We start from the raw sequence: 16,323 nt of genomic DNA, 5'->3' as shown, positions 1-16,323 counted from the left end.
TGACATCTATAGTTCCAGCTCTTTCCTTAATCAGCCCGCCCCGGCAGACGCCGCAGGGCAGCCACTCTGGCGCACACGGCGAGCAACGACAGAGGCCTTGCGCTTCTCGATAATAGATTGCTTTAGCCGCTCTGAATGCTGCCTCCACGCACTGGCCACTCTTGGACGTCAGACGTGAAAGCCGCTTCGGATATGTCACTGGGGCCATGTAGCTAATACCCCAAAGGGAAAGTTTTAGTGGGAAATACGAGACCCGCGCCTATAGATTTTCTGCCTATCCTGCCCAACAGAAACATCATCGGCATGAATAGCGGCATATTGAATGAACTTTCCCCGCTCCAGCAGCCACCCCCAGGCCTCATCTTGAGGCACTTCCATAGGCCCTAAGGGTGACGCTACCGAGATGCCTGAATCGTCCCCCATAACCTATTTCGGCAGCCCGGATCTTTGAAATTTTCCGCATACCCGAAGTCTTTCTTGGATTGTTATACTTCGGTATTTCTACATCTCCTCGGTTGGGAGTGGGTGTCCGCGAAAGCGGGAATTACATGCCAAGGGATTTCATTTTTTAGTCCCTACGCCGAATTCTTTTGATGTAACGATCTATCCAGTCCCGATCTAGTTCTAGGCGAACACTGCGTCGGATTCCATCTATTATTCCAGATAGGTCTATATACGAAAAATATTCTTTTTTTATATTCGCAACGCGCTCTCTATCTCCCCAATTTTCATTAACTAACTTAGCCACATCATCAGGAAGGCTAAATTCCAGCTCAAACCAACCTTGATCTAGTTTATAGAATCCTTCAGGTGAAAACTTCCACTCTCCCGTTTGATCTCCCGTGACACGACAACGAACTATATCATTTTGAAATGCAGCTGAAGACAAAGGTCGCCGGGTTAGAAGGTGTAGCGGCCAACGACCTTGTAACATTCCAAAATATGACCCCTGAATTCTTGATAGAAGCTCGACAAGCGCATTATCTATCAATTCCAGGCCGCGCGGAGTAATGTACTCCCGCACACCCACTTCATACACTCCGCTCCTGATGGCGCCTCGATACTGCTTTCGAACTTCTGCTATTGCAGCCTTACCGCATCCAGTTACACAAGACTCATCAAACCTCATGATGGCATCGATAAGCGGCTGTATTACCGGTACTTTTTCATACTGTATGAGGAAGATTTGATGAGCCAATGCGTAATTAATAGCTCCAGCGGTATACCCGGACGTTGAGAAGATAGATGAATAATAATTGAACCTTGGGATTTTTATACTGGCATCATCACCGACCACCGAGAAGTAGTTCTCTGAGATATCTTTTAACACCCCAACCGCGTTACGAACCACCTCAATTCCAACAGGACGATTCTCCTGATAGCACTTGGCTTCTACCATTAGTCGTAATGGATACATAAACGCCGGCGATGATCTGAACGCTGCTAACGCATCAATTTGATGCCATGACCCTCGGCCTCTAACCTCAAGACCCGAGTGCCCACCTCTTAAACTTTCGTCTGCGTGACCAGAAAAGGGCTCAATCGTCTCGTAACCAAACTTCTCCAACAAATAGAGCACGGCCTCTTCCAGAAGCGCACCTCTTATCTGAGAAATACTTGCCATCTACTTCCCCAATTATTCGGATGTCTAACGGCCGCATAATGGGCTTTATATTTTCAGCGCCACAATTCCACGCGTTTATTATAATCTTTACGCCATTGTTCTAAACCAATCTTTCACAGTTAAGTGAAGGCGATCCACTTCGTCTTCCGTAATAGGACAGCAGTGAGCTATAGGCCCACGAAGCAGGTTGAGGCTTCCCATAACTCGCTCTACCGCTCTACGACTATTAAAAATAGTTCCGAATATATCCCAGTTTCCTGTTATAACTACTGATAATTCTCCGAACGTCGTATAATCTATCTCGTTGTCCGATCTCCTGCTGATTCCGCTATCAATTTCCTTTTGAGCGCGATTTTTTACATCATCTCTAATCCGCTGCGCAATTCTATCAGACCCCCACCAATTCGAACCTTCTGCATCAAAAAGAACGTCCACAAGAAGTTTCCTTATCGATGTTTCCAGGCAGTAAAATAGCTCATAGTGTTGTGACATACTTGCCGCTTCGGCACGCACTGCTTGTTCGAATTGAGGATAAAACCGGCCTTCTTCTACACTTGACTCCTTAGCGTGATGCCCGAGATCAATATCATACTCGGTTTCTATACTCCGTATTTCGTCAGAAATCAGGCATCCAGTCATGCCGAAAGCTCGGATATGATTAAGCGCCTTATCATTCATTCCCATCACCCAAAAGGTTTTCTTTTAGGCTCTTAAATATTGCATTGAAAACAGAAATATCCGAAGTCGCGGGAAGATTCAGGTTGATCGTATAGCCAAGATTTAACCCTACACCCTGATTTTGGGATGGCGGCAGCGGCGCATGACCAACTGTTGAAACTTGCCCCCTCATCGTCTCGGCGTCATTATTATCTCCAGCTCCGACTTTCACTCCAGGACTGGAGAAATCAGCAAATGCTTTAATATTTTTAATACAGCTTGCTGTATAAGTAACTGTTGCTGAGTCATGCTCCTGACCGGTGACCTCTATTATCAAACCCTTCAATTTTGTTTCGGTCAGTTCATGCACGTACTCGTTTCTACGATAGAGCTCTGCATAGCCATGCCTAAGCATGGCTGCCGCCGCCTCTCCGCGAGTGGCAGGATTTCTATATTTTTTATATATGGCCGTTGGCGTTCCATCAGTCCCAGCCATGCCTATCTTCTTCAAATAAGCTGCCATTTGATTTCCAGATCCACTTGGAATCTTTAGAATTTCTTTTACGAAATCTTGACTGATTCGATCAGGTGTAGCAGCCGCTGCGATTCCGTTAAGTGCTTTAGTTACGTTCCCTGGCGCCGTCACATAAGGCAAACTAGCCATTTTTAAATGCTCCTTTTAGTTCCCATCGTCAAATCAAAACTCATAACAGGCACTAGAACGCGATACGTATATCGAATAACGACGCTCGCGACTTATCACAGTATATCTATTTGCATAGTGGCGGGAAGTCGCTGCAAATTAACCGGTTGGAGAAAGCCATAATATCCACGTTCCCGTTCGCCCCTCTTCCCGCATCCCAATAACACTATCCAAATCCGGCAGTCACGCTCAGTACTTCGGACACGCTACCGCCCTACCCGACATCCCACGCATCATCCCATTCAGTGGCGAGCATCATGATTTCTTCAGTATTTTGATAGCGTAGCGGGCGGCGCCTCTATTGGGCGCTTGTCCGGCATGCCAGTAACCCTGCACTGATACTGCCTCGCCGGAAATGTGATGGCAAGCACACAAACAAAAACGCCACCCGAAGGTGGCGTTCTCGCTTGGGGCTGAAGAAGCGCTTACTTACGCTTCAGCGGCCTCTTTCATGGACAGCTTGATGCGGCCGCGTTGGTCTACGTCCAGCACCTTCACCTTGATCACGTCGCCTTCCTTGACGTAATCGGTGACTTTCTCCACACGCTCCTGGGCGATCTGGGAGATGTGCAGCAGGCCTTCGGTGCCCGGGAAGATTTCGACGAAGGCGCCGAAATCGACGGTACGGGTCACTTTGCCTTCGTAGATTTCGCCGACTTCCGGCTCGGCGGTCAGGCCTTCGATCTTGGCGACAGCAGCGGCGGCCTGGTCGCGGGTTTCCGCGTAGACCTTCACTGAGCCGTCGTCTTCGATATCGATGTTGGCGCTGAACTCTTCGCACAGGGCACGAATGGTGGCGCCGCCTTTGCCGATCACGTCGCGGATCTTCTCGGGGTTGATCTTGATGGTCAGCAGGGTCGGTGCGTTGGCAGACAGCTCCGCGCGCGGGGTGCTGATCACCTTGTTCATTTCACCGAGGATGTGCAGGCGGCCTTCGCGGGCCTGGACCAGCGCGGCTTCCATGATTTCTTCGGTGATGCCCTGGATCTTGATGTCCATCTGCAGGGCGGTCACGCCTTTCTCGGTGCCGGCGACCTTGAAGTCCATGTCGCCGAGGTGATCTTCGTCACCCAGGATGTCAGACAGTACGGCGAAGCGGCCGTCTTCTTCCTTCACCAGGCCCATGGCGATACCGGCTACGGGTGCCTTGATCGGCACACCGGCGTCCATCAGGGCAAGGGAGGTGCCACACACAGAGGCCATGGAAGAGGAACCATTGGACTCGGTGATCTCGGACACCACGCGAATGGCGTAGGGGAAGTCCTGCTCGCTCGGCAGTACAGCCTGTACGCCGCGGCGTGCCAGGCGGCCGTGGCCGATTTCCCGGCGCTTGGGTGAGCCGACAAAGCCGGTTTCGCCCACGCAGTAGGGAGGGAAGTTGTAGTGCAGCATGAAGCGGTCCTGGCGTGAACCTTCCAGGGCGTCGATCAGCTGGGCATCGCGCATGCCGCCGAGGGTGGCCACGACGATAGCCTGGGTTTCGCCACGGGTGAACAGGGCGGAACCGTGGGCTTTCGGCAGGTTTTTCACGGCGATGTCGATGGCGCGGACGGTTTTCACGTCACGGCCGTCGATACGCGGCTTGCCGGATACCACAGCGTCACGGACGATGGCTTTTTCCAGCTTGCCGAACAGGCTGCTGACTTCTTCCTTCTCCGGTGCGCCTTCTTCACCAGTGCTGAAGGCCTCTTTGCATTCGGTCTTGATCTCGCCGATGCGGGTGTAGCGGGCCATCTTGTCGGTGATGGTGTAAGCCTCGGCCAGGGGGGCGCTGAAGCGCTCCTTGATCTGGGCGTACAGGGCTTCGTTGGTCTGAACAGCGGTCCATTCCCATTTCGGGGTGCCCACTTCGGCGGCGAAGTCGCTGATGGCCTTGATGGCAACCTGCATTTCCACGTGGCCGAACAGCACGGCGCCCAGCATCTGGTCTTCGGTCAGTTCTTTGGCTTCGGATTCCACCATCAGTACGGCGGATTCAGTACCGGCAACCACCAGGTCCAGCTCGGAGTCTTTCAGTTCGGAGTAACGCGGGTTCAGTTCGTACATGCCGTTGCGGAAGCCAACGCGGGCAGCGCCCAGCGGGCCGTCAAACGGAATGCCGGAGATGGCCAGTGCGGCAGAGGTGCCCAGCAGTGCAGCGATATCCGGATCAGCGTCCTTGTCGGTGGACATGACGGTGGCGATAACCTGCACTTCGTTCATGAACCCTTTGGGGAACAGCGGGCGAATCGGGCGATCGATCAGGCGGCAGGTCAGGGTTTCTTTTTCTGACGGGCGGCCTTCACGCTTGAAGAAGCCACCGGGGATACGGCCGGCAGCGTAGGTTTTTTCCTGATAGTTCACAGTCAGGGGGAAGAAGGGGCGGCCCGGATCGGCTTCTTTTTTGCCGACAACGGTGACCAGCACAGACGTATCACCAATGGTGACCATCACGGCGCCGGTGGCCTGGCGGGCTACGCGGCCCGTCTCGAGCACGACAGTGTCTTTGCCGTACTGGAATTCTTTACGCACAATTTTAAACATATCTCGTCTCTTCTCTCTCGTCTCTTCTCGACAACTACTCATCAACTTGCATCAACAACTCAATGCTGCAAATTCCGTCTTCTGCTCGTTCAACATGCCCGCGTGGGCAACAACAAAAACAACAAAAGCCCGGGGCTACCGAGCTTTTGTTGAGGCACCGCATAAAACCTGCAATCCGGTCTTAACGACGCAGACCCAGGCTGCTGATCAGCTTGGCATAACGCCCGTGATCTTTACGCGCCAGGTAATCCAGCAGCTTGCGGCGCTGGTTTACCATGCGGATCAGGCCGCGGCGGCCGTGGTGATCCTTCTTGTGGTCCTTGAAGTGATCCTGAAGACCGTTGATGTTCGCGGTCAGCAGGGCGACCTGCACTTCCGGGGAACCGGTATCGCCTTCTTTCTGGCCATACTCTTTCAGGATTTCAGCTTTCTGTGCTGCTGTCAGTGACATGTGTTTCTCTCCAAATATGCGTCATTTCGCGTCGCGGTCAGCCATGCATATTTATAGCTGCCGCCCTCTAGGGAACATTCCCTGGTACGCCGGCCCAGGCGGCGCTCAACAGCTTTTGGCTATTGAGGCTGTGCCACCAGCCGGCGAGGGGCGATCATACCATCTTCCTGCACCTCTCCGACACCCAGAAATGCGCCTGAATCAGCTCGATACAGGGCAACCTGGCCGTCGCGGGGGCGCTCTGCCGCCATCACGGGCTGGCCCTGGCACAGGAAGTGGGCGGCGTCGGGGCCCAGCTGCACGCGGGGCCAGTCGGCCACGGAGGTGGCGACGGGCAGCAGGCGGGCATCAATGGCCTCGAAACCGCCCTCTTCCTTCAATGCGCCCAGCTCATCCATGGTCAGCATCTCGCTGGTGGGATAAGGGCCGGCGCTCAGGCGACGCAGCATGGTCACGTGGCCGCCGCAGCCCAGCGCGGTGCCCAGATCTTCCACCAGGCTGCGCACATAGGTGCCCTTGGTGCAGTCCACCTCGAACGTCACGTCATCACCGTCCACGGCCAGCATGGCCAGGCGCTTGATCGTCACGTTGCGGGGTTTGCGCTCGACCTCAATGCCCTGACGCGCCAGCTTGTACAGGGGCTGGCCCTGATGCTTGATCGCCGAGTACATGGAGGGGATCTGCTGAATGTCGCCGAGAAAGGTCATCAGGGTCTGTTCGATGGTGGCGGCGTCAGATGTCACCGGACGGGTGGTGACTTCGGCGCCGTCGGCGTCGCCGGTTTCCGTGGTCACGCCGAGGCGTGCGGTGACGCGGTAAGACTTGTCGGCATCAAGCAGGAACTGGCTGAACTTGGTGGCTTCACCAAAGCAGATCGGCAGCATGCCGGTGGCCAGGGGGTCCAGGCTGCCGGTGTGGCCGGCCTTGGCGGCGGAGAACAGGCGTTTGACCACCTGCAGGGCGCCGTTGCTGGTCACGCCCGGGGGCTTGTCCAGCAGCAGAATACCGTTGATATCACGTCCGCGGCGTTGCCTGGCCAAGAGCGGCTCTCCTTGATGGGGGAATCATTCGGGTCGGGGTGCCGTTATTGCGGCTCGTCGCTTGAAGTGTCGTCTTCATCCGGGCTCTGAATCAGGTCCCGGTCATCAGCCCGCGCCTGATCAATCAGGGCAGACAGGCGACTGGCCTGTTCCGGCAGCTTGTCGTAATGGAAGCGCAACTTCGGTGTGGTGCGGGTATTGATGTCTTTCGCCAGCTGGCTGCGCAGGAAACCGGAGGCGCGGGTCAGCACCCCCTGCGCTTCCAGCCCGGCGTCGGCGTCTTCGCCCAGCAGAGTGAAGTAGACATCGGCCCAGGACAGGTCCCGGGCCACGCGCACTTGCTGCACGGTGACCATGCCCAGGCGCGGGTCTTTCACTTCCCGGCGGATGACTTCCGCCAGTTCGCGCTGGATATAGTCACCGATGCGATCGGTGCGCTGAAAGCCCTGAGGGCGGCGATGCCGGGTCATATTACAGCGTCCGCTCTACCACGCGGACTTCAAAGACCTCGATCTTGTCGCCCGCCTTCACGTCGTTGTAGCTCTTCACCGCCAGGCCACACTCCATGCCGTTGCGTACTTCCGGCACATCTTCCTTGAAGCGGCGCAGGGATTCGAGCTGGCCTTCGAAGACCACCACGTCGTCCCGCAGTACACGGATCGGCAGGTTACGGCGCAGGGTGCCTTCGATCACCATACAGCCGGCTACCGCGCCGAACTTGGAGGAGCGGAACACGTCGCGCACATCTGCCACACCGACGATTTCTTCGCGGCGCTCCGGCTCGAGCAGGCCGCTCATGGCCTTCTTCACGTCGTCGATCAGCTCGTAGATGATGCTGTAATAACGCAGGTCGATGCCTTCACGTTCGCACAGGCGCTTGGCGGCGCTGTCGGCACGCACGTTAAAGCCCAGCAGTACGCCCTGTGAGGTCATGGCCAGGTTGACGTCGGATTCGTTGATCGCGCCCACGCCGGCGGTGACCACATTCACCTTCACTTCGTCGGTGTTCAGTTCTCTCAAGGCGCCCAGCAGGGCTTCGAGGGAACCGCGCACGTCGGTCTTGAGGACGATGTTGACCTGGCTGGCGTCTTTCTCGCCCATGGTCTCGAACAGGTTCTCCAGTTTGGAGGCCTGTGCGCGCTTGAGCTTGAGATCGCGGTCGCGAATCTGGCGGAACTCGGCCACTTCGCGGGCTTTCTTCTCGTCAGCCACGACCATGAACTGCTCACCGGATTCCGGTGCGCCGTTGAGGCCGAGAATTTCCACCGGAATGGAGGGGCCAGCGGACTGGATCGGCTTGCCGTTCTCGTCGGACATGGCACGGTTGCGGCCGTAATGGGCCCCCGCCAGCACCATGTCGCCCACTTGCAGGCGGCCTTCCTGGATCAGCACGGAGGTCACCGGGCCGCGTCCTTTTTCGATACGACTTTCGATCACGATGCCGCGTGCCGGGCCTTCAGGTACGGCTTTCAGTTCAAGCACTTCGGCTTGCAGCAGGATCGCGTCGAGCAGGTCGTCCACGCCCATGCCGCTGTGTGCAGACACGTACTGGAACTGGTGATCGCCGCCCCACTCTTCGGAAATGATACCGAGCTGGGACAGGTCGTTCTTGACGCGATCCGGGTCGGCGCTTTCCTTGTCCATCTTGTTGACGGCAATGATCAGCGGCACACCGGCGGCCTTGGCGTGGTTAATGGCTTCTTCGGTCTGCGGCATCACGCCGTCATCGGCGGCCACCACAATCACGACGATATCCGTCGCCTGGGCACCACGCGCACGCATGGCGGTAAACGCCGCGTGGCCCGGGGTATCCAGGAAGGAGATCATGCCTTTCTCGGTTTCTACGTGGTAGGCACCGATATGCTGGGTAATACCACCGGCTTCGCCGTCGGCCACTTTGGCCTTGCGGATGTAATCCAGCAGGGAGGTCTTGCCGTGGTCAACGTGGCCCATGATGGTAACGACCGGGGCGCGCGGCATAGGCTCATCGGTGTATTGCACCAGATCCGCCAGATCCGCTTCGAGGGAGGCTTCCTCACCTTTGGACGCGACCGGCTTGTGGCCCATTTCTTCGACCAGCAGCATCGCCGTTTCCTGGTCGATATGCTGGTTGACCGTGGCCATCTCACCCATCTTCATGAGTGTGCGCATCACTTCCCGCGCCTTGATGTTCATGCGCTGGGACAGGTCGGCAACCGTGATGGTTTCCGGTACTTCTACTTCGTACACCATTTTCTCCGTCGGGCTCTTGAAGCCGTGCTCCTTGTGGAAGGAGCTCTTCATCTGGCCATGAGCCACGACATTGCGGGCCTGGGCAGCGGGGCGGCGACGGCGGCGCTTGGTGGTGCGCTCTTCGTCACGCCAGCTGGCTTCCAGTGCCTCGGTAACAATACCGGACCCGGTTTCCACTTCTTCTGTGGTCTCTTTGGGTTCCTGTTGGCCGCGCTTCTCGAGCTCGGCAGCCATGCGCTGGGCTTCTTCAGCCGTGCGGCGAGCAGCTTCTTCTTCCGCTTTCTTGCGGGCTTCGGCTTCCTGCTTGCGACGGGCTTCTTCTGCTTCGCGCTTGCGGCGCTCTTCTTCCTCGCGCTTGGCGCGCTCTTCCGGTGTCTCGTCCTTGGGCGGGGCTTCCGCCTTCTTGGTGGACTTGGGCACGGTCAGGCGCTTGCTCTTGTCTTCGGCTTTCTTGTCTGCGGCAGCGGCACTGGCGGCGGCGCCGTCGGTGGCAGGCGCAGCAGCGCCTTCAGCGGCGAGGCGTTCGGCTTCGCGCTTGGCAATAGCGTCTTCTTCGGCTTTGCGGCGGGCATCTTCTTCAGCCTTGCGGGCGGCCGCTTCGGCTTCCAGACGCTCCTGCTCGAGGCGTTCCTGTTCCTGGCGCTCACGTTCCTGATCTTCGATCACGGAGCGTTTGACGTAGGTGCGCTTCTTGCGCACTTCTACTGCGACGGTCTTGGCTTTACCGGAGGCACCCGTTGTCTTGATGGTGCTGGTGCTTTTACGCTTGAGGGTGATCTTCTGCGGCTCGGCATCAGCGCTGCCGTGGGATTTACGCAGGAATGAGAGCAGCACTTGCTTCTGCTCGTCAGACACAGTGTCTTCCGCGGTGCCGTGCGGCAAGCCTGCTTCGCCCATCTGTTTGAGCAAGGTGTCTACCGGGGTACCAACGATATCTGCCAGTTTCTTTACGGTTGTTTCAGCCATGTCAGCCAACATCTCCTGTCCGCCCGCCGGGCTGGCAGGGTATCGCGTGGATACTCCCCTGCCTGCCTCGCGGTATGAAAAAGCACACGGGCTTTTTCAATAACCTGTTACAGATCACGGACCCATGCCCGCTGATCTGGTGCGCACCGTGACTGACAGGCGCAAGGCGCCGGCGACGTCACGGGCCGCCTTTATTTGCCGGCAGTCTCCTCGGCGAACCATGGCGCCCGTGCGGTCATAATCAGTGTTGCTGCGCGTTCTTCATCCAGGCCTTCAATCTCAAGCAGGTCATCCACTGCCTGTTCGGCCAGATCTTCCATGGTCGTAATGCCCTGAGCGGCCAGTTTCATGGCCGTCTCACGATCCATCCCTTCCATCGTCAGCAGGTCCTCTGCCGGCGCGGAATGTTCAAGCTGCTCTTCGGAGGTCAGTGCGCGGGTCAACAGTACATCCTTGGCGCGCTGACGCAGGGCTTCGACGATCTCTTCATCGAAGCCTTCGATCTGCAGCATTTCTTCCATCGGCACGTAGGCCACTTCTTCCAGTGTGCTGAAGCCTTCTTCTACCAGCACGGCCGCCACATCTTCGTCGACATCCAGGTCGGTCACGAAGCGGTCCAGTGCTTCCTGGCTCTCGGCTTGCAGTTTTTCCTGCGCCGCATCCAGGGTCATCACGTTCAACTCCCAGCCAGTCAGCTCAGAGGCGAGGCGGATGTTCTGGCCGCCACGGCCAATGGCCTGGGCCAGTGCTGATTCGTCTTCCACCGCGACATCCATGGCGTGACGTTCTTCGTCGACCACGATGGAGGCCACTTCGGCGGGCTGCATGGCGTTGATCACCAGCTGCGCGGGGTTGTCATCCCACAGCACGATGTCGATACGCTCGCCACCCAGCTCGTTGGACACGGCCTGAACGCGCGCGCCGCGCATACCGACGCAGGCACCCACGGGGTCGATGCGCTGGTCGTTGCTTTTCACGGCAATCTTGGCGCGGGAGCCGGGATCACGGGCAGCGCCCTTGATCTCGATCAGCTCTTCGCCGATTTCCGGTACTTCAATCTTGAACAGCTCGATCAGCATTTCCGGGGCGGCGCGGCTGACAAACAGTTGCGGGCCACGGCTTTCCGGGTTGACGCCAGACAGGTACGCACGGATGCGGTCGTTCTGGCGCACGGCTTCCCGCGGAATCATCTGGTCGCGGGTGATCAGCGCTTCGGCGTTGCCGCCGAGATCCAGAATAATGCTGTCGCGTGTTGCTTTCTTGACGGTGCCGCTGATCAGCTCGCCGATGCGGTCACGGTACTCTTCAATGATCTGGGCGCGCTCGGCTTCGCGCACTTTCTGCACGATCACCTGCTTGGCGGTCTGGGCGGCAATCCGGCCAAACGCCACGGATTCGATTTCCTCAGCCCAGGTGTCACCGATCTGCAAGGACGGGTCCTGCTCGTGGGCTTCGTCCAGGGTCAGCTGGCGACCGAATTCGTAGAGGTCTTCGTCTTCAACGACGTGCCAGACGCGATAGGTGCGGTAATCGCCGGCAACCCGGTCGATGTGCACACGCACTTCCACGTCTTCTTCCTTGAAGCGTTTTTTCGTTGCTGCGGCCAGTGCAAGCTCAATAGCTTCGAAAATGACGTCACGGCTGACGCCCTTCTCGTTGGAAACTGTTTCCGCAACCAGCAAAATCTCTTTGTTCATGGCCAGGCCTTTACAAAGACAATAAATGTCATCTTTTCAGATCAACACAACGTTCGACTATCCGGGTCAGTTGAACCGGATCAGTCGAAACGGGGCACCAGATGGGCCCGGTCGATCTGCGCGAAAGGGACATCCGCAGTCTGGCCTTCAAAGGTCAGGCTGATGATGTCCCCGTTTACAGCGGTAATTTCCGCTGTCATCTTGCGGCGCTTGAGTACCGGTGCCAGCAAACGCACTTGCGCCTGCTCGCCGATATACAGCTGCCATTGCTCGGGTGTAAACAGTGGCCGGTCCATACCCGGCGAAGATACTTCCAGATTGTACTCGCCACTGATCGGGTCTTCGACATCCAGCACACCGCTGACGTGATGGCTCACTGCTGCGCAGTCATCCACGTCAATGCCGTCTTCCTTGTCGATATACACACGCAGGACAGCCCCGCGGCCCTGGATATACTCCAGGCCCCAGAGCACGTAGCCCAGGCTCTCGACCGCCGGGGCCAGCAAGCTGTGCAGTTGTTCGACCTTGCGCGACATGCATGTCCTCAATCGTGTACCAGGCTGCCGCCAGCGGCGGCAATCTGCACCAAACAAAAAGCCCCTGCTAGAGGGGCTTTCTGTTACAGGGCCTGTGAGCAGTCACAGCCCTGTTCGTTAAGTGGTAGCGGGGGCAGGATTCGAACCTACGACCTTCGGGTTATGAGCCCGACGAGCTACCAGACTGCTCCACCCCGCACTAAACTGGCCGCAAACCTTAATGATTTACGGCACTTATGTCAAACGATTCCGCAAATCACCGACATAAAAAATTCTAAAACTTTCCGCGTACTGCCACCCAAACCGGGCCGGCGCGCATGCGCGCCGAAAACAATTAATGGTGCCGAAGGCGGGACTTGAACCCGCACGAGCTAGGCTCACTACCCCCTCAAGATAGCGTGTCTACCAATTCCACCACTTCGGCAAATTCTCGACCGGAACGACCGCTTACTGCTGGTCGTCCGTCGGGGCGGCAGATTCTACCTCAGGCCGCGGGACTTCTGCAGCATTTTCTTCCACTTGTGGAATCATGCCGTCCATATCCTGCGTCCAGTCAGGCACTTCGGAGTCCTGCTCCTGCTGGATACGCTCCAGCACCGGCAGGGCCGAGCCGTCGTCCGAGGACATCTGGCGCGCATGCCAGGCCAGCGCAAGGCTAGTGAGCATGAACACCGTCGCCAGGATCGCGGTGGTCCGGGTCAGGAAACTGCTGGCGCCGCTGCCACCGAATACGGTGGAAGAGGAGGCGCCGCCGCCAAATGAAGCGCCGGCATCGGCGCCCTTGCCATGCTGAATCAGGACGAGGCCGATCAGAGCCAAAGCTGTCAACACGTGCACGATATGAAGAACAATATCCATAAAAAGTCTGCTTACTGGGCTGTTACTGGGCTGTAGTTGCCGCCTGACAAATGGCGAGAAAACTGTCCGCGTCAAGTGACGCCCCACCGATCAAGCCCCCATCGATATCGGGCTCGGCCAGCAAAGAGGCGGCATTATCCGCCTTTACACTGCCGCCGTAAAGGATACGCACGCCAGCAGCCACTTCCGGGCTCTGCTGCGCCACCCGTGCGCGGATAAATGCGTGCACGGCCTGGGCCTGTGCCGGGCTGGCTGTCAGGCCTGTGCCGATGGCCCAGACGGGCTCATAGGCAATCACGGCGGTGGTCAGCGCGGCCACACCAGCCCGCGACAGCACGGCGTCCAGCTGCCGGGCGATCACCGCTTCGGTGTCGCCGGCCTCCCGTTCTGCCTGGCTTTCGCCCAGGCACAGCACCGGTTGCAGACCGGCGGCCTGGGCCCGGCAGAACTTGGCTGCCACCTCATCATCGGTTTCGCCAAACAGGCTGCGGCGCTCGGAATGCCCCACCAGCACATAGCGGCAGCCGAACTCCGCAAGCATCTCGCCAGCGACTTCGCCGGTGTAGGCGCCCTCGGCCTCACTGGCCAGATTCTGGGCGCCGAGGGCCACGGACCTGTTTTCCAGGACCTCGGCCAACACCCCCAGGTAGGGATACGGCGGGCACAAGACCACCTCGACATCCGCCGGGGCGCTCAAGGCAATATCCGCTGTCAGTGTGCGCGCCATCTCCAGGCGGCCATGCATCTTCCAGTTCCCGGCGACGATGGGTGTACGTATGGATGTACGTATGGATGTGCGCAAACCTGATCCCCTTTTCTTTTGTGTTCCTGACAGATTGATTCCCGACTCAGGCGATTTCCCGCTCCACTACGGCGGCGAGCTCTTCACAGACGCTTTGCACCAGTGCCGGTGACTCGCCCTCGACCATGACACGCACCAGCGGCTCGGTGCCGGATGGCCGCAACAGAACGCGCCCGGTGCCGGCCAGCCGTTGCTCGGCGGCCGCCACGGCGGCTTGCACTGCCGCATTATCGTCCATGCCGGCCCGGCGCGGACCGCGCACATTGATCATCACCTGGGGCAGTTTTTCCATACCGGCACAGGCCTCTCGCAAGGAGCAGCCCTGATGCTGCAATGCTGCCAACACCTGCAAGGCAGACACGACGCCGTCGCCGGTGGAGGCCCGGTCCAGGCAGATGATGTGGCCGGAGGACTCGCCCCCCAGCATCCAGCCCTGCTGGTCCATGGCTTCGATGACATAGCGGTCGCCCACCTTGGCGCGCATGAACGGCACACCCTCGCGCTGCAATGCCAACTCCAGGCCGAAGTTGGACATCAGCGTGCCCACGGCGCCGCCAAATGCACCGCCGCGACGCTTGCGGTCGATGGCCAGCACGTACAGCAACTGATCCCCGTCCACCAGCTCGCCCTGGTCGTCCACCATCAGCACGCGGTCCGCGTCGCCATCGAAGGCAATGCCCAGGTCGGCTTTTTCGGCGCGCACTCGGGCAATCAGTGCTTCCGGGTGGGTGCTGCCGCAATCGCGATTGATGTTAACGCCATCGGGCTCGGCGGACAGGGTCACCACGTCCGCACCAAGCTCCTCCAGCACGTCCGGGGCGATGTGGTAGGCAGCGCCGTTGGCGCAGTCCACGACGATCTTCTTGCCCTTGAGCGCCAGACGGCCGAGCACGGTGCTCTTGCAGAATTCAATGTAGCGGCCGCGGGCATCCCCGATGCGACGCACCTTACCAAGGGCATCGGTATCCACCATCTTCATGTCTTCCCCGAGACGCCGCTCAATGGCCTCTTCCATCGCATCCGGCAGCTTGCGGCCGTTGGCGCCGAAGAACTTGATGCCGTTGTCGGTGTAGGGATTGTGGGACGCGGAAATGACGATGCCCGCCTGGGCCTGGAAGGTGGTGGTCAGATAGGCGATGGCCGGCGTGGGCATGGGGCCCAGCAGCAGCACATCAACGCCGGCGGCGGAGATGCCCGCCTCAAGCGCCGATTCGAACATGTAGCCGGAGATCCGTGTGTCCTTGCCAATCAGCACCTTGCTCTGGCCCTGCTCTGCCAGCACTGAGCCGACAGCCCAGCCCAGCTTGAGCACAAAATCCGGGGTAATCGGGAATTCCCCTACTGTGCCGCGCACGCCATCGGTACCGAAATATTGTCGCGTCATCCCTGGCCTCCTTCGTTAAGCACCGTGCAGCACGGCATGAGCCATGCGCAGCGCATCACTGGTTTCTCTGACATCGTGCACGCGCAGGATATCCGCGCCGCGCTCGGCGGCCATCACGGCCAGCGCCAGGCTGGCGGGCAGGCGTTCGTCCACCTCGCGGCCCAGCACTTTGGCAATCATGGACTTGCGTGACATGCCCACCAGCAGGGGCAGGCCCTCAATGGTCAGGCGGTCCAGTTCGCGCAGCAGGCGCAGATTATGCGCCAACGTCTTGCCAAAACCGAAGCCCGGGTCCAGCAGCAGGCGTTCGCGGCCAATGCCGGCGGCCTCGCAGGCCTGCACGCGGGCGCGCAGAAAGCCCAGCACGTCCGCCACCACATCGTCGTAGCGCGGTGCCTGCTGCATGGTGTCCGGCTCGCCCTGCATGTGCATCAGGCACACCGGCAGGCCGCTCAGTGCGGCGGCGTCCAGCGCGCCGGGGCGCTGCAGGGCGCGCACGTCATTGATCAAGCCGGCCCCCGCCCTGGCACCTTCACGGATCACGACCGGGGTGCTGGTATCCAGGGAGATGATGGTATCGAGTTCTGCCGCGATGGCTTCCACGACGGGAATCACCCGGTCCAGTTCTTCCTGCTCACTGACGGGCAGTGCGCCGGGGCGGGTGGATTCGCCCCCCACATCAATAATGGCGGCGCCGTCGGCGTGCATCTGCCGCGCCTGTTGCAGGGCGGCGTCGCGCCCGGTGAAGCGACCGCCGTCAGAAAAGGAATCGGGGGTCACATTTAATACCCCCATAACGACAGGCGCGGACAGTGTCAGTGTCCGCGCCCCGCATTGCAGTGTTTTCATC

At 58.7% G+C, this 16,323-nt stretch carries 14 protein-coding genes and 2 tRNA genes; all 16 read right to left on the bottom strand.

Annotated elements, in window-relative coordinates; all coding sequences use genetic code 11:
* Nucleotides 1-568: 568 nt before the first annotated feature.
* Nucleotides 569-1,624 (bottom strand): restriction endonuclease, encoded by a 1,056-nt coding sequence (locus K8B33_RS09860; protein WP_223425968.1) that lies wholly within the window; start codon nucleotides 1,622-1,624, stop codon nucleotides 569-571.
* 87 nt (nucleotides 1,625-1,711) lie between these two features.
* Entirely contained in the window at nucleotides 1,712-2,302 is a 591-nt protein-coding gene (locus tag K8B33_RS09855) for a Swt1 family HEPN domain-containing protein (protein WP_223425966.1), read from the bottom strand.
* Entirely contained in the window at nucleotides 2,295-2,945 is a 651-nt protein-coding gene (locus K8B33_RS09850) for a DUF5343 domain-containing protein (RefSeq protein ID WP_223425964.1), read from the bottom strand. Before K8B33_RS09850 ends, K8B33_RS09855 begins: the two co-directional genes overlap by 8 nt.
* 468 nt (nucleotides 2,946-3,413) lie before the next feature.
* On the bottom strand, nucleotides 3,414-5,507 hold the full coding sequence (gene pnp / locus K8B33_RS09845) for a polyribonucleotide nucleotidyltransferase (RefSeq protein ID WP_223425962.1): 2,094 nt from the start codon (nucleotides 5,505-5,507) through the stop codon (nucleotides 3,414-3,416).
* Between the two features lie 181 nt (nucleotides 5,508-5,688).
* The gene (gene rpsO, locus K8B33_RS09840; protein ID WP_223425960.1) at nucleotides 5,689-5,958 is read right to left on the bottom strand and encodes a 30S ribosomal protein S15; all 270 of its coding nucleotides are present in this window, start codon (nucleotides 5,956-5,958) and stop codon (nucleotides 5,689-5,691) included.
* 119 nt (nucleotides 5,959-6,077) lie between these two features.
* A complete protein-coding gene (gene truB / locus K8B33_RS09835) occupies nucleotides 6,078-6,998 on the bottom strand; it encodes a tRNA pseudouridine(55) synthase TruB (RefSeq protein WP_223425959.1) in 921 nt (306 codons plus the stop codon).
* A gap of 44 nt (nucleotides 6,999-7,042) precedes the next feature.
* The gene (rbfA, locus tag K8B33_RS09830) at nucleotides 7,043-7,468 is read right to left on the bottom strand and encodes a 30S ribosome-binding factor RbfA (RefSeq protein ID WP_223425958.1); all 426 of its coding nucleotides are present in this window, start codon (nucleotides 7,466-7,468) and stop codon (nucleotides 7,043-7,045) included.
* A gap of 1 nt (nucleotide 7,469) precedes the next feature.
* Nucleotides 7,470-10,196, bottom strand: coding sequence for a translation initiation factor IF-2 (infB, locus tag K8B33_RS09825; protein ID WP_223425957.1), 2,727 nt, complete (start codon nucleotides 10,194-10,196; stop codon nucleotides 7,470-7,472).
* A 191-nt stretch (nucleotides 10,197-10,387) separates the two neighbouring features.
* Nucleotides 10,388-11,893, bottom strand: coding sequence for a transcription termination factor NusA (nusA, locus tag K8B33_RS09820; RefSeq protein WP_223425956.1), 1,506 nt, complete (start codon nucleotides 11,891-11,893; stop codon nucleotides 10,388-10,390).
* A gap of 80 nt (nucleotides 11,894-11,973) precedes the next feature.
* Complete coding sequence (gene rimP / locus K8B33_RS09815) at nucleotides 11,974-12,429, bottom strand: ribosome maturation factor RimP (RefSeq protein WP_223425953.1); 456 nt, start codon at nucleotides 12,427-12,429, stop codon at nucleotides 11,974-11,976.
* Nucleotides 12,430-12,551: 122 nt separating this feature from the next.
* Nucleotides 12,552-12,628: transfer RNA gene (locus K8B33_RS09810), tRNA-Met, on the bottom strand.
* Nucleotides 12,629-12,767: 139 nt separating this feature from the next.
* Nucleotides 12,768-12,853, bottom strand: a tRNA-Leu gene (locus K8B33_RS09805).
* A 23-nt stretch (nucleotides 12,854-12,876) separates the two neighbouring features.
* Nucleotides 12,877-13,287 carry a preprotein translocase subunit SecG gene (gene secG / locus K8B33_RS09800; RefSeq protein ID WP_223425951.1) on the bottom strand — a complete coding sequence of 137 codons (411 nt, stop codon included), beginning with the start codon at nucleotides 13,285-13,287 and terminating at the stop codon, nucleotides 12,877-12,879.
* A 22-nt stretch (nucleotides 13,288-13,309) separates the two neighbouring features.
* Complete coding sequence (gene tpiA, locus K8B33_RS09795) at nucleotides 13,310-14,065, bottom strand: triose-phosphate isomerase (protein ID WP_223426089.1); 756 nt, start codon at nucleotides 14,063-14,065, stop codon at nucleotides 13,310-13,312.
* A 70-nt stretch (nucleotides 14,066-14,135) separates the two neighbouring features.
* On the bottom strand, nucleotides 14,136-15,473 hold the full coding sequence (gene glmM, locus K8B33_RS09790; protein WP_223425949.1) for a phosphoglucosamine mutase: 1,338 nt from the start codon (nucleotides 15,471-15,473) through the stop codon (nucleotides 14,136-14,138).
* A 15-nt stretch (nucleotides 15,474-15,488) separates the two neighbouring features.
* Nucleotides 15,489-16,322 carry a dihydropteroate synthase gene (gene folP, locus K8B33_RS09785; protein ID WP_223425948.1) on the bottom strand — a complete coding sequence of 278 codons (834 nt, stop codon included), beginning with the start codon at nucleotides 16,320-16,322 and terminating at the stop codon, nucleotides 15,489-15,491.
* Nucleotide 16,323 lies beyond the last annotated feature (1 nt).

Origin of the sequence: Alcanivorax limicola (assembly GCF_019931215.1) — a bacterium.
GTDB lineage: Bacteria > Pseudomonadota > Gammaproteobacteria > Pseudomonadales > Alcanivoracaceae > Isoalcanivorax > Isoalcanivorax limicola.
The sequence above is the reverse complement of the archived record's forward strand: the minus strand, read 5'-3'. Positions and strand labels throughout refer to the sequence as shown.

Excerpts from the sequence above, each read along its gene's own strand:
- K8B33_RS09860 (WP_223425968.1), bottom strand. The coding sequence starts at position 1,624 with ATGGCAAGTATTTCTCAGATAAGAGGTGCGCTTCTGGAAGAGGCCGTG.
- K8B33_RS09855 (WP_223425966.1), bottom strand. The coding sequence starts at position 2,302 with ATGAATGATAAGGCGCTTAATCATATCCGAGCTTTCGGCATGACTGGA.
- K8B33_RS09850 (WP_223425964.1), bottom strand. The coding sequence starts at position 2,945 with ATGGCTAGTTTGCCTTATGTGACGGCGCCAGGGAACGTAACTAAAGCA.
- pnp (WP_223425962.1), bottom strand. The coding sequence starts at position 5,507 with ATGTTTAAAATTGTGCGTAAAGAATTCCAGTACGGCAAAGACACTGTC.
- rpsO (WP_223425960.1), bottom strand. The coding sequence starts at position 5,958 with ATGTCACTGACAGCAGCACAGAAAGCTGAAATCCTGAAAGAGTATGGC.
- rbfA (WP_223425958.1), bottom strand. The coding sequence starts at position 7,468 with ATGACCCGGCATCGCCGCCCTCAGGGCTTTCAGCGCACCGATCGCATC.
- infB (WP_223425957.1), bottom strand. The coding sequence starts at position 10,196 with ATGGCTGAAACAACCGTAAAGAAACTGGCAGATATCGTTGGTACCCCG.
- nusA (WP_223425956.1), bottom strand. The coding sequence starts at position 11,893 with ATGAACAAAGAGATTTTGCTGGTTGCGGAAACAGTTTCCAACGAGAAG.
- rimP (WP_223425953.1), bottom strand. The coding sequence starts at position 12,429 with ATGTCGCGCAAGGTCGAACAACTGCACAGCTTGCTGGCCCCGGCGGTC.
- secG (WP_223425951.1), bottom strand. The coding sequence starts at position 13,287 with ATGGATATTGTTCTTCATATCGTGCACGTGTTGACAGCTTTGGCTCTG.
- glmM (WP_223425949.1), bottom strand. The coding sequence starts at position 15,473 with ATGACGCGACAATATTTCGGTACCGATGGCGTGCGCGGCACAGTAGGG.
- folP (WP_223425948.1), bottom strand. The coding sequence starts at position 16,322 with ATGAAAACACTGCAATGCGGGGCGCGGACACTGACACTGTCCGCGCCT.